Source organism: Nonomuraea sp. NPDC050556 (assembly GCF_044457355.1).
Classification (GTDB): Bacteria; Actinomycetota; Actinomycetes; order Streptosporangiales; family Streptosporangiaceae; genus Nonomuraea.
Genome location: NZ_JBITGU010000001.1, coordinates 3610201 through 3622952, shown reverse-complemented (window position 1 = coordinate 3622952; position 12752 = coordinate 3610201). Strand labels below are relative to the sequence as shown.

The window sequence follows — 12752 nt, the reverse complement described above, 5'->3', positions numbered from 1 at the left end:
TACGCATCTTGAGGCCCGCACCCATCGCCGTCGCCCTCGACGCGCCCGATCTGGAGACGGCGGCCCGCTGGGCCTCGCTCGTCACCCCGCACGTGAGCACCGTCAAGGTCGGGCTGGAGCTGTACCTGCGCTACGGACCCGACGTGATCGCCTCGGTGCGCGGGGCCAGCGGGGTCAAGGTGTTCCTCGACCTGAAGCTGCACGACATCCCGAACACCGTCGCGGGGGCCACAAGGGCCGTAGCGAGGCTGCGGCCGGCGATCCTGACCGTGCACGCGGCCGGGGGGCCCGCGATGATCCAGGCGGCCGTACAGGCCGCTCCGCAGGCCCAGATCGCGGCGGTGACCGTGCTCACGTCGCTGTCCGAGGCGGATCTGGGGCGGATCGGGCTGTCTGGGCCTGCTTCTGATGCTGTGCGGCGGTTGGCGCTGATGTCGGTGTCGGCGGGGGCTACGGCGCTGGTGTGCTCGCCGCACGAGGTGGCGCTGGTGCGGTCGGAGGTGGGGCCGGACATCAGCCTGATCACACCGGGGGTACGGCCGGCGGGGGCGGACACGCAGGACCAGGCGCGGGTGGCTACGCCGGAGCAGGCGTTGGCTGACGGGGCGGACCTGCTGGTGATCGGCCGCCCGATCACGGGCTCCCCGGACCCGGGCGCAGCCGCCGCCGCCATCGCCTCCGCCCTCCGCCGCATCCCCACCTAACGGCCAACCCCCTCCAACGCCAACCCCCTCTCCCGGGGCGCCCCCTCTCCCAGGGCGCCCCCCTCACACGCCAACCCCCTCACAAGGCGCACCCCTCCCAAGGCGCCTCTCTCAGGGCGCCTCCTCACGCGCCAACCCCCCTCCAAGGCGCCCTCAGGCAGGGCACCCCCCTCACACGCCGCCCCCTCTCCCAGGGCGCTCTCTCCCCGGGTGCCCCCTCTCGCCGCGCGGCCTCCCACCGCGCCGCCTCTCCGGCCCGCGTCTGCTTCTGCGCGGAAGGGCCGCGGGAAGGGACGGCGGAAGGACCTTCTGGGTTCTCGGGTCGTGTGGTCCTTCCACCGTGCGGTCGCCGGGGCCCTTTTGGGGGTCCTGAGGGGCCGCCGGGAGGGGCGTACGCCGACGGTTGGCGGTCCCGTGAGGCGACCGCGGTCGCCTCGCCCTGACGCCCCTCTCCGCCGCGCTCTCGTCGGCGGGCCCTTCTGCGCCGGGCTTCCCGGTCCCACGGCCCTCTCCTGAGGCCCTCCCCGCGCGGACATCCGCGGGCTTTTCCGGCGCCGGGATCGCCTCTCCGGCAGGCGCATCCGGGGGGTTCCGGTCGGGTGAGATTTGGGGTTTGGGTCATCAAGATCGAGAAGGGAATGTGATCATGGTCGCATTCGCGCCGACCTCGGTGACGACTCGCGAGAAGTGGGAAGTGAGGGCTTTTTGATCAGCCCACCGTAGTTTTCCAGCCACACAGAGTGATGAAGTGGATTTTGTGATGAGAGAAACGGCTCTTGACGTTGCCTAGGAGCCGTTGACCAGCTAGTTTCCCTTCCCGTCCGAGTACATCGACAGGAAATTCGAGGTGACCCGGCGTGGCTCTTCCTCCCCTGACCCCTGAGCAGCGCGCCGCAGCCCTAGAGAAGGCTGCAAAGGCCCGTAAAGAGCGTGCCGAGGTCAAGAACCGGCTCAAGCACGGCGCGGTTTCTCTGGCTGAGGTGCTTAAGGATGGGCAGACCGACGACGTCATCGGCAAGATGAAGGTGTCGGCGCTCCTCGAGTCGCTTCCCGGCGTGGGCAAGGTCCGCGCCAAGCAGCTCATGGAGCGGCTTGCTATCGCCGAGTCCCGCCGCGTGCGCGGGCTCGGTGCGAACCAGAGGGCTGCCCTCGAGCGCGAGTTCGGTGGCTCCGAGAGCTAATCTCGGTTCCACAGAAAAAACGCTGGTTCAACGGGGGTAGTGAAGTGACCGACAGTTCCATGACATTCGGAGCCAAAGGTGACTTCCCTCCTCCCGGCAGACGGCTGACGGTCCTCTCCGGGCCGTCGGGCGTCGGAAAGTCCACGGTCGTCGCCGAGATCCGGCGGGCACACCCTGAGGTGTGGCTGTCGGTCTCGGTGACCACCAGGAAGCCCCGCCCCGGCGAGAAGCACGGGGTCGAGTACTTCTTCGCCGACGACGCGGAGTTCGACCGGCTCATCGCGTCGGGGGAGCTGCTGGAGTGGGCGGAGTTCGCGGGCAACCGCTACGGCACCCCCAGGGCCGCCGTGCTGGACAAGCTCGCCCACGGCGTACCGACTCTGCTGGAGATCGACCTGCAGGGCGCCCGCCAGGTGCGTGAGAGCATGCCGGAGGCGCTGCTGGTCTTCCTGGCCCCGCCGTCCTGGGAAGAGCTGGAGAAGCGGCTCAGAGGCCGCGGCACCGAGCCTGAGGACGTCATCGCCCGCCGCCTCGACGCGGGGCGCGTGGAATGCGCGGCCGAGGGTGAGTTCGACACCACGCTGGTGAACACGAACGTCCAGGATGTGTGCCATCGGCTGATAGCCTTGATGACTGACCTCCAAGAGGTCGGAGAGACATCCAGCAACCGAGAGGTCTGACGTGCCAGGCATTGCTCAGCCGACCGAGGGCATCACCAACCCCTCGATCGATTCGCTGCTCGACATCGTCGACAGCAAGTACTCCCTGGTGATCATGGGTGCCAAGCGCGCCCGCCAGATCAACGCCTACTACTCCCAGCTCGGCGAGGGCCTGTTGGAGTACGTCGGCCCCCTGGTCGAGACGCACGCCCAGGAGAAGCCGCTGTCCATCGCGCTGCGCGAGGTGGCCGAGGGCCTGCTCAACGCCGAGCCCATCGAGGGCGCGGTCTAACCCTTCGATGAAGGTCGTTCTCGGCGTCAGCGCGGGCATCGCCGCCTACAAGGCCTGCGAGCTCCTGCGCCTGTTCACCGAGTCCGGGCACGACGTGCGCGTCGTGCCGACCCGCGAGTCGCTGCACTTCGTCGGTGAGGCCACCTGGGCGGCCCTGTCGGGCAATCCGGTGACCACCGACGTGTGGCAGAGCGTGCACGAGGTGCCGCACGTCCGCATCGGCAAGGGCGCCGACCTCGTGATCGTCGCGCCCGCCACGGCGGACGTGCTGGCCAAGGCCGCGCACGGCCTGGCGGGCGACCTGCTCACCAACACGCTGCTCACCGCGCGGTGCCCGGTGGTGTTCGCCCCCGCCATGCACACCGAGATGTGGGAGCACCCGGCGACCAGGGCCAACGTCGCCACGCTGCGCGAGCACGGCGCGATCGTGATCGACCCAGCCGTCGGCAGGCTCACCGGCGCCGACACCGGTCCAGGCCGCCTTCCCGACCCGTCGGAGATCTTCGAGGTCTGCCTGAGAGTGGCCGCAGGACGGCCGCGCGACCTGGCAGGGCGCTCGGTGGTGATCTCCGCTGGGGGCACCCGCGAGGCGCTCGACCCCGTCAGGTTCCTGGGCAACCGCTCGTCGGGGCTGCAGGGTTACGCCCTTGCCCGTACGGCTGTCGCGCGCGGGGCCGAGGTCACGCTGGTCGCGGCCAACGTGTCGCTGCCCGATCCGGCGGGAGCCCGGGTGATCCGGGTGGAGTCGGCGCTGGAGATGCGCGAAGCCGTACTCAAGGAGAGCGCGCAGGCCGACGCGGTCGTCATGGCCGCGGCCGTGGCCGACTTCCGGCCCGCGACCCGCTACGACTCCAAGATCAAGAAGACCTCGGACGAGCCCGAGCCTCTCCATCTGGTGAAAAATCCGGACATCCTGGCGGAGCTCGGCGAGCGCCGCCGCGAGGCCGGGCCGTACCCGCTCGTGATCGCCGGGTTCGCGGCCGAGACCGACGACGTGCTCGCCAACGGCCGCGCCAAGCTCGAACGCAAGGGCTGCGACCTCCTCGTCGTCAACCAGGTCGGCGAGCACCTGGCGTTCGGCACCCCGGACAACGCCGCCACGATCCTCGTCAGGGGCGGCGATCCTGTCGACGTGCCGCGCGGTCCCAAGGAGGACGTCGCCGACGCCATATGGGACCAGGTAGCCGCTCACCTGCACTGATGTGTACGCCTGCCGCCAAACGGGGATGAGTCGCCGTGGGGGTTTTCAGCCTTTTTGACTGACGGGGGCGGTCGGGCTTGCGGCACATCGTGGGAATTTTCGGCATGGTCGGTGCTTTGCTGTGCCTGTCCGCGCCCGCCGCCTTCGCCGAGAAACCGGGGAAGGTCACCGAAACGGTCACCGACCGCCAAGGCGTGCTGGGCGACAGGACCGCCGCCGTGGAGAGCTCGATCGGCAAGCTCTACGACGACACCGGCCTGCGCCTCTACGTCGTCTACGTCAAGAACTTCAGCGGCATGAACGCCACCACCTGGGCCGACGACACGGCCGAGCAGAGCGGCCTGGGCCGCGACGACCTCCTGATGGCCGTCGCGACGGCGGAGCGCCGCTACGCCGTCTCCGCAGACACCAACGCGCCCCTCACCGACGCCCAGCTCAAGCAGGTCGCCCAGAACGCGATCGTCCCTGCCCTGCGCCAGGGCGACTGGGCGGCCGCGGCGATCGGGGCGGCCGACGGGTACGGCAGGCAGATGGCCGCGACCTCGGCAGGCGGCCAGACGGGCGGCCAGACCGGCGAGAAGGGATCCGGCGCCGCGCCGCTCATCGTCGGCGGCGTCCTGGTGGCCGGCGGCGTCGGCGGCTACCTGTACTACCGGCGCCGCAAGTCCACCCGGACCGCGGCGACCTTCAAGGACCTGGAGACCAGGGCAGGGCAGGCGCTCGTGCACACCGACGACGCCGTCAAGACCTCGGAGCAGGAGATCGGGTTCGCCGCCGCCCAGTTCGGCGACGACGCCACCCAGCGCTTCTCCGAGGCGCTGGAGTACGCCAAGGGCGAGCTCAACGCCGCCTTCCACCTGCGCCAGCAGCTCGACGACGAGATCCCCGAGGACGACGCCACCAGGAAGGCGTGGCTGGAGGAGATCGTCCAGCGCTGCGCCGCGGCCAACGCCAGGCTCGACGCCGAGTCCGAGGGGTTCGACCGGCTGCGCGACCTGGAGGGCCAGGCGCCGCAGGTCCTGGCCGAGGTCGAGCGCGCCCAGGCCGAGCTCGCCCCCAAGGTGGACCAGGTACGGCAGGCCCTGGCCGAGACCGCCCAGCGTTACGCCCCCACCGCGATCACCCCGGTCGAGGGCAACCCGGACGAGGCGGCCAGCAGGCTGGAGTTCGCCGCGCAGAGCCTCGGCGAGGCGCGCGCGGCCATCCAGTCAGGCGACAACGGCAAGGCCGTCGTGCCCGTGCTGGCCGCGCAGTCGGCCGTCGACCAGGCCAAGCAGCTCCTGGAAGCGGTCACTCGGCGCGCCGACGACCTCGACAGGGCCGCAGCGGGGCTGAAGCCCGCGCTGGAGGCGGTCGCCGCCAACCTCGCCGCGGCCAAGGCGGTCGCGGCCGACGACCGGTTCACCGCCGACCTGTCCGCCCAGATCGCCTTCGCCGAGAGCGCGGCCACCCAGGTCGCCACCGACGTCGTGTCCGGCCCCGTCGACCCGATCGCGCTGCTGCGCCGGGTCGAGGAGGCGCAGAACACCCTCGACCAGGGCCTGTCCGGCGTGCGCGACAAGAAGGCGCGCGAGGAGCAGGCGGCCTCGATGCTCAGCCAGGCGCAGCTCGCCGCGCGCAGCGAGATCTCCGCCACTAAGGACTTCATCACCACCAACAGGGGCGCGGTCGGCAGCACGGCGCGAACCAGGCTGGCCGAGGCGGAGCGGCTGCTCACCCAGGCCACCAAGCAGGCGACGACCGACCCGGTGGGGGCGCTCGCCGCCGCCCAGCGCGCCGACCAGCTCGCCCAGGAGGCGGGCAGCCAGGCACGCGGCGAGGTGTCGGCGTTCGGCGCGAGGCGCGGGACCGGCGGGTCAGGCGGAGGCGCGGCCATGGGCGCGGTCCTCGGCGGCATCCTCATCGAGAGCATGATGAGCGGATCGCGGCAGCCGTCCAGGCAGCGCACGCGTCGAGCCGACCCCGCTCCAGGAAGCTTCGGTGGCGCACGCACCCGCGGGCGCCGGGGGACCGGAGGGTCGTTCTAGGGGGAGCACGCATGACCAAGCAGTCCATCTTCGGCCGGGTAGCGCAGCTGGCCAGAGCCAACATCAACGCGCTGCTCGACTCGGCGGAAGATCCGCAGAAGATGCTGGACCAGATGGTCCGCGACTACACGGAGAACATCGCCGAGGCCGAGCAGGCCGTCGCGCAGACCATCGGCAGCCTGCGCCTGGTCGAGGCCGACCACGACGAGGACGTCAAGGCCGCCCAGGAGTGGGGCAGGAAGGCGCTGGCCGCCAGCCAGAAGGCCGACCAGCTGCGCCAGGGCGGGCAGGCCGCGGAGGCGAACAAGTTCGACGAGCTCGCCAAGCTCGCCCTGAGCCGCCAGATGGCCTCGGAGAAGGAGGCGACCGACGCCGAGCCGGGCATCGTCACCCAGCGCGAGGTCGTCGAGAAGCTCAAGAGCGGCCTCACCCAGATGAAGTCGAAGCTGGTCGAGCTCAAGGGCAAGCGCGACTCGCTGGTCGCCCGCGCCAAGACCGCCCAGGCGCAGTCGCAGGTGCAGGACGCGCTCAAGAGCATCGACATCCTCGACCCGACCAGCGAGGTCAGCAGGTTCGAAGACAAGATCCGGCGCGAGGAGGCCAAGGTCATCGGCGCCCAGGAGCTGGCCGCCTCGTCGCTGGACGTGCAGTTCGAGAGCCTGGAGAACCTCGGCGAGCAGACCGAGATCGAGGCGCGCCTGGCCGCGCTGAAGGCCGGAGCGCCGTCGGCGATGCCCGGTCTGCGCCCGGTGCAGGAGATCGAGCAGTCCGCGAGCTGACCTGACGCCGTCGCCTGCCGTACCCGATCGCGTGGGTACGGCAGGCGGGCTGTTGCGGCGCCCCTTATGCCTGCAGATACTGATGGGTAAGGGGGAAGCGCATGCCGGTGAGTTCCGTTGTCAGAGATCGGTGCAGGACGCTACTGGGGGAGAACGAGGGGATACGCTACGTGTTCCCCGCGCTGTCCGTCGGGCCGCCTGGAATGGCCAACTTCCTCATCGTGGTGACCGACACCGCGGTGAACGTGCTGGCCACCAGGATGCTCAGGAGCGACCGGCCCGTCTCCGTCTACGCCACCTTCCCCCGCGAGACCAGGCTCGGGCCGATCCTGCACGCGCCTGGACCGATCATCGAGCTCGGCTCGATGTCGTTCGAGTTCGATGAGGAGTACGCGGCGGTCGTCTCCGCCGCGGACGCCGAGGTTTTCGCCCCCGAGACCCTGCCCCCCGACCCCCTTCCCGACCTGTGAGGCGGATTCATTTCGTCATGCCAGCCCCCCTGGGGCTACACTTCGGCGAAGCCCAACGCGGGCGCACATCCGTCAGCAGCCGCTGCATGAGGAGCCACTGAGTTGTCACGTCGCCTGTTCACCTCCGAGTCGGTCACCGAAGGCCACCCGGACAAGATCGCCGACCAGATCAGTGACGCGATTCTCGACGCCATGCTCAAGGACGACCCCAAGTCCAGGGTCGCCGTCGAGACGCTGATCACTACCGGCCAGGTCCACGTCGCGGGCGAGGTGACGACCGAGACCTACGTCGACATCGCCGGCGTCGTCCGCGAGAAGATTCTGGAAATCGGCTACGACGCCTCCCACAAGGGCTTCGACGGCGCCTCCTGTGGCGTGTCGGTGTCCATCGGCGCGCAGTCGCCCGACATCGCCCAGGGTGTCGACACCGCCATCGAGCAGCGCGAAGAGGGCGCGGGCGACGAGCTCGACCGCCAGGGCGCGGGCGACCAGGGCCTCATGTTCGGCTACGCGTGCCGCGAGACGCCCGAGCTGATGCCGCTGCCGATCCAGCTCGCCCACCGCCTGGCCAAGCGCCTGTCCGAGGTGCGCAAGAACGGCACCGTGCCCTACCTGCGCCCCGACGGCAAGACCCAGGTCACGGTCGAGTACGACGGCGACACCCCGGTGCGCCTCGACACGGTCGTCGTCTCCACGCAGCACGCTGCGGAGATCGACCTCAAGGAGATGCTGACGCCCGACATCAAGGAGCATGTGGTCGACCACGTGCTCGCCGGGCTGGAGATCGACACGACCGACTACCGCCTGCTGGTCAACCCGACCGGGCGCTTCGAGATCGGCGGCCCGATGGGCGACGCGGGTCTCACCGGTCGCAAGATCATCGTGGACACCTACGGCGGCATGGCCCGTCACGGTGGCGGCGCGTTCTCCGGCAAGGACCCGTCCAAGGTGGACCGCTCCGCGGCCTACGCGATGCGGTGGGTGGCCAAGAACATCGTCGCGGCCGGGCTGGCCGACCGGGCCGAGGTCCAGGTCGCCTACGCCATCGGCAAGGCGCACCCGGTGGGCGTGTTCATCGAGACGTTCGGCACCGAGAAGGTGTCGGTGGAGAAGATCCAGGCGGCCGTGCTCCAGGTGTTCGACCTGCGGCCCGCTGCGATCATCCGCGACCTCGACCTGAAGCGCCCGATCTACTCGGAGACGGCTGCTTACGGTCACTTCGGCCGCGAGGGCTTCTCGTGGGAGTCGACCGACCGCGCCGACTCGCTGCGCCAGGCCGCCGGTCTCTGACGCTTTTCCCGTACGGCTCCCGCCCGAACGTCTGGGCGGGAGCCGTCGGCATTTCCGGGACCGCCCGTGTCTCTCGCAGGCCACACACCCCACGCCTCCAGTGGCAGGGGGCTCCGTCTTTCCCGCATAGGGCGCCTCACGCCCCCGCGCCCTCACCCCCCGCGGTCCCGCGCCCTCACCCCCCGCGGTCCCGCGCCCTCGCGGCCCCGCGGCCCCGCGCCCACGCACCCCCGCCGCCCTGCCCCGCGTCCGGGTGCTGCCTGCACTCGCCGCCACTCCACGGGCAGGGGGCCGCACCCCTCGCCAGCGCCCCCAGGCCCGGAGCTGCTTTCTGGGGGCTCTTTCTGAGGGACGTCAGGGGATGCGCGCGGGTCGCACCCGCAGGGGCGTTGACGTGTGGAAAGGACGTATGCCCGCGGGGTTTGAGTGGGTGTGGGGGGAATGTGTGTCCTGCCCCAGGAACAGCAAGATCATATAGCGTGTCCCCCAGCGAACGTTCAGCGACGTGGGGGAGGCGCCGATGCCGTGGCACGCCGAGCCGACCAGCTTCGTCGGCCGCCGCCATGAGGTCGCCGAGGTCCGCCGCATGCTGCAACGCGGCAGGCTGGTCACCGTCACCGGCGTCGCCGGAGTGGGCAAGACCAGGGTCGCCGTAAGAGCCGCCCAGCTCACCAGGCGAGCCTTCGCCGACGGCGTCGTCTTCGCCGAGCTGTCCGCGATCACCGGCACGGAAGCCCTGGAACAGACGCTCGTCCACCTCCTGGAGCTCGCCCAGCCGTCCCGCGAACCCCCGCTGGAGCTGCTCAAAGCCCACCTGGCGAGCAAGCGGACCCTCCTGGTCCTGGACACCTGCGAGCACCTCACCGACGAGTGCTCCGCCCTCATCCAGGCGCTCCTTCCCGCGGCCCCGGGCCTGCAGGCGCTGGTCACCAGCAGGAACGCCCTGCGCGCTCCCGGCGAGCACACCATGGTCGTCCGCCCGATGGCGGTGCCGTCAGAAGGCCTGCGGCGGGCCGATCTGGAGCGCACCGAGTCCGTGGCGCTGTTCCTCGACCGCGCCCGCCCCGGCTTCTCGCTCACCGACCGCAACGCCGAGGCCGTCGCCGAGCTGTGCCGCCGGATGCAGGGCATCCCGCTGGCCATCGAGCTCGCGGCGGCGCGGGTGCGTGCCGTACCGGACGAACCGCTGTCGCGGTTGCCCGCGGACACGGCCATGGCGGCGGCGGTCGCCTGGAGCCACGAGCTGTGCACGCCGGAGGAGCGCCTGCTGTGGGAGCGGCTGACCGTCTTCTCCGGCACGTTCGACCTGGCGGGCGCCGAACGGGTCTGTGCGGGCGGTGAGCTGCCCGCGCACCGGGTCTTCCCGGCGCTCGCCGGGCTGGTCGACAAGTCGATCATCATCAGGGAGCGCGACCCCGGCCACACCGTCTACCGCATGCTGGACGCCATACGGGAGTTCAAGGGCCCGGCGGAGGGCCTGCGCGAGCGGCACCGCGACCACTACCACGCGCTGGCCCTGCGCCTGGGCGCCGACCACGCCTACCCCAAGCGGGCGGAGGAGTGGCGCAGGCTGCGCGCCGACTGGCCCAACGTGAAAGCCGCCCTGGAGCACCCAGGGCACATCGTGAAAAGTCTGGAACTGGGGGTGCGGCTCTGGTTCCTCTGGGTGTTCGCGGGAATGCCCCGCCAGGGCAGGGCCCACCTGGAGCGGCTGCTCGCCACCGGCGAGGGCGGCCCGCCCCTCAGGCAGGCGGCATACCTGCTGCTCACCCACATCTGCGTCGGCCAGGGCGACCTCAAGGCGGCCAGGGCCGCCCTCGAGTCCGCCGGGGAGGGCGCGAACGTGTCCGGCATGCGCGGCATGCTGCTGTACGCAGAAGGCGACCTGGACGCCGCCGAGCACGAACTGACGGCCTGCACGCGAGCCCTGGCAGATTACGGCGGAGCCGCCCTGCTCAACGCCATGACCGTCCTCGGCTTCACGCACGTCGCCCAGGGCAGGACCGCCGAGGCCGTCGAGCTCCTCACCCGCGCCCGCGCCCGGTGCGGGGACGAGGGCGAGGACGCGATCGCCGCCTGGGCGGAGGTCGGCCTGGCCCTGGCCCTGCGCATCGGCGGCGACCCCGGCCAGGCCAGGCTGCTCGCCAGGTCGGCGCTGCGCGAGATCGCCCCGCTGCACGCCAACTTCGCCATCGCGTTCTGCGTCGAGCTGCTCGGCTGGCTGGCCGCGGACCGTGGCAGGTACGCCCAGGCCGCCAGGCTCATGGCGGCCTCGCACCACCGGTGGTCGGCCGAGGTGGGCCCGCTGTTCGGCTCGGAGGGTTTCGCCGAGGAGCGCGGCAGGGTGGACGCGCGGGTGCGCAGGGCGCTCGGGCCGCGCTACGACCGGGCGGTCGCCGCCGGGCTGGCCATGTCGGCGGCGGACGCGATCGCCTACGCCCTGGCCGACGGCGCCGGCTCGCGCAAGGAGGCGGCGGTCACCGTACTCGAACCGCTCACCCGCAGGGAGAGCGAGGTGGCCGAGCTGGTCGCGGACGGCCTGACCAACCGGGCCATCTCCCAGCGGCTCGTGGTCGCGCGCAGGACGGTCGACACCCACGTCGAGAACATCCTGGCGAAACTGGGCTTCTCCGGGCGAAGCCAGATCGCGGCGTGGGTGAGCCGGTATCGCCAATAGGTACTTTCCCCGATGTCGCCGAGAGTGAGAACGCGAATACTCATCGTGTCCGCAACCCGAGGGCGCGGGGGCGTTTCGCGACGTGCGCGAATCACGAGGCCCGCGGCGCGGACGGTCCGGCGGGCGGCTACGGGCGTTCCGACTCGCCGGGCCAACCATGGGAGGGGGACGCCGCGTGGACCGGAGTAGGGGGAACCTGCCCGTCGAGTTCAGCAGTTTCGTCGGCCGCGACGGGGAGGTGGCCGAGGGACTGCGGGGCATCGGCGCGGCCAGGCTGCTCACCGTCACCGGTCCAGGCGGGGTCGGTAAGACCCGGGTGGCCACCCGCGTGGCCACCCGGGCCAGGCGCGCCTTCCCCGGCGGCGTCTGGTACGCCGAGCTGTCCTCGGTCACCGGCGCGGACGCGCTGATCGACCACGTGGCCGCCGCCTGCGGCCACCCGGAGCGCAGGACGCCCGAGGGCCTGGCCACCGCGCTGGGCCAGGACCGGGCGCTTCTCGTGCTCGACACCTGCGAGCACCTGCTGGGCCCGGTCGCCGCGCTGGTGGCCACGGTGCTGAGGTGGACGCCCAAGGTCAAGGTGCTGGCCACCAGCAGGCAGCCGCTCGGGCTCGACGGCGAGCGGGTGCTCGACGTCCGGGTCATGTCGCCCGCCGAGTCGCTGGCGCTGTTCGCCGACCGCGCCCTGGCCGCCGACCCGGCCTTCGACCTCACCCCGTCCGTACGGCAGGCGGCCGAGGACGTCTGCCGCTCCCTCGACGGCCTGCCGCTGGCCATCGAGCTCGCCGCGGGCTGCCTGCGCACGCTCTCGCCCGAAGACCTGAGCGCCCGCCTGGAGCGGAACTGCCCGGCCCTGGCCGAAGGCAACACGAACGCCCTGGCCCGCCACCGCGACCTGCGCGCGCTGGTCGAGTGGAGCCACGCCCTGTGCGGCGCCGAGCAGCGCTCGCTCTGGGCGGCGCTGTCGGTGGTGCGCGGCCCGATGGACCTGGCCGTCGCGGAGGCGATCGGGACCGAGGCCGGGCTGCCGGGCGTCAGGGTGGCCAGGGTGCTGGCCGACCTGGTCAACGCCTCGATCGTGGTGCGGGAGCCCGGCGGCTACCGGCTGCTGCGCCCCTTCCGCGACCTGGGGCTGGAACTGCTGGACGAGCGCGACAGGGTCAGGCTCGGCGCCCGCTACGGCTCGCGCGGGGCCGAGGCGCCACCAGGCCGCCCGAGGCGGAGCGGCGGGCCCGCGCTGAGCGCCCGGGAGCTGGAGGTCGCCCTGCTGGTCACCGAGGGGCTGACGAACCAGGAGATCGCCGGGCGGCTGGTCATCTCCAAGCGCACGGTCGACGCGCATGTCCGCAACATCCTGGCCAAGAGCCATCTGTCCTCCCGGACGCATCTCGCCGCCTGGGTGAGCTCTTCGGGGTACCGATAGGCATTTCTACCGATGCAGTCCACCAAGATCTATTCGATGGTGGTTTCAG

General features: G+C 71.4%; 11 protein-coding genes. All 11 read left to right on the top strand.

Annotation, left to right across the window (positions count from 1 at the left end; genetic code table 11):
- Window positions 1-8: 8 nt before the first annotated feature.
- The 11 genes from pyrF (at window position 9) to ACIBG8_RS17080 (ending at window position 12703) form a co-directional block, all read left to right on the top strand.
- Window positions 9-704, top strand: coding sequence for an orotidine-5'-phosphate decarboxylase (gene pyrF / locus ACIBG8_RS17130; protein ID WP_397343686.1), 696 nt, complete (start codon window positions 9-11; stop codon window positions 702-704).
- 857 nt (window positions 705-1561) lie between these two features.
- Complete coding sequence (gene mihF, locus ACIBG8_RS17125) at window positions 1562-1885, top strand: integration host factor, actinobacterial type (protein ID WP_397343685.1); 324 nt, start codon at window positions 1562-1564, stop codon at window positions 1883-1885.
- A 59-nt stretch (window positions 1886-1944) separates the two neighbouring features.
- A complete protein-coding gene (gene gmk / locus ACIBG8_RS17120) occupies window positions 1945-2565 on the top strand; it encodes a guanylate kinase (RefSeq protein WP_397343684.1) in 621 nt (206 codons plus the stop codon).
- Between the two features lies 1 nt (window position 2566).
- Entirely contained in the window at window positions 2567-2836 is a 270-nt protein-coding gene (gene rpoZ / locus ACIBG8_RS17115; protein WP_397343683.1) for a DNA-directed RNA polymerase subunit omega, read from the top strand.
- Between the two features lie 7 nt (window positions 2837-2843).
- Window positions 2844-4037: a bifunctional phosphopantothenoylcysteine decarboxylase/phosphopantothenate--cysteine ligase CoaBC gene (gene coaBC, locus ACIBG8_RS17110; protein ID WP_397343682.1), complete on the top strand. Its 1194-nt coding sequence runs from the start codon at window positions 2844-2846 to the stop codon at window positions 4035-4037.
- Between the two features lie 104 nt (window positions 4038-4141).
- Entirely contained in the window at window positions 4142-6064 is a 1923-nt protein-coding gene (locus tag ACIBG8_RS17105; RefSeq protein WP_397343681.1) for a TPM domain-containing protein, read from the top strand.
- Between the two features lie 11 nt (window positions 6065-6075).
- Window positions 6076-6843 carry a PspA/IM30 family protein gene (locus tag ACIBG8_RS17100; protein ID WP_397343680.1) on the top strand — a complete coding sequence of 256 codons (768 nt, stop codon included), beginning with the start codon at window positions 6076-6078 and terminating at the stop codon, window positions 6841-6843.
- Window positions 6844-7013: 170 nt separating this feature from the next.
- Window positions 7014-7313, top strand: coding sequence for a hypothetical protein (locus ACIBG8_RS17095; RefSeq protein ID WP_397343679.1), 300 nt, complete (start codon window positions 7014-7016; stop codon window positions 7311-7313).
- Between the two features lie 102 nt (window positions 7314-7415).
- A complete protein-coding gene (metK, locus tag ACIBG8_RS17090; protein WP_397343678.1) occupies window positions 7416-8603 on the top strand; it encodes a methionine adenosyltransferase in 1188 nt (395 codons plus the stop codon).
- Between the two features lie 520 nt (window positions 8604-9123).
- The gene (locus tag ACIBG8_RS17085; protein ID WP_397343677.1) at window positions 9124-11280 is read left to right on the top strand and encodes an ATP-binding protein; all 2157 of its coding nucleotides are present in this window, start codon (window positions 9124-9126) and stop codon (window positions 11278-11280) included.
- A gap of 175 nt (window positions 11281-11455) precedes the next feature.
- The gene (locus ACIBG8_RS17080; RefSeq protein ID WP_397343676.1) at window positions 11456-12703 is read left to right on the top strand and encodes a LuxR C-terminal-related transcriptional regulator; all 1248 of its coding nucleotides are present in this window, start codon (window positions 11456-11458) and stop codon (window positions 12701-12703) included.
- Window positions 12704-12752: the final 49 nt, after the last annotated feature.

Excerpts from the sequence above, each read along its gene's own strand:
- gmk (WP_397343684.1), top strand. The coding sequence starts at position 1,945 with ATGACATTCGGAGCCAAAGGTGACTTCCCTCCTCCCGGCAGACGGCTG.
- coaBC (WP_397343682.1), top strand. The coding sequence starts at position 2,844 with ATGAAGGTCGTTCTCGGCGTCAGCGCGGGCATCGCCGCCTACAAGGCC.
- ACIBG8_RS17105 (WP_397343681.1), top strand. The coding sequence starts at position 4,142 with ATGGTCGGTGCTTTGCTGTGCCTGTCCGCGCCCGCCGCCTTCGCCGAG.
- ACIBG8_RS17100 (WP_397343680.1), top strand. The coding sequence starts at position 6,076 with ATGACCAAGCAGTCCATCTTCGGCCGGGTAGCGCAGCTGGCCAGAGCC.
- ACIBG8_RS17085 (WP_397343677.1), top strand. The coding sequence starts at position 9,124 with ATGCCGTGGCACGCCGAGCCGACCAGCTTCGTCGGCCGCCGCCATGAG.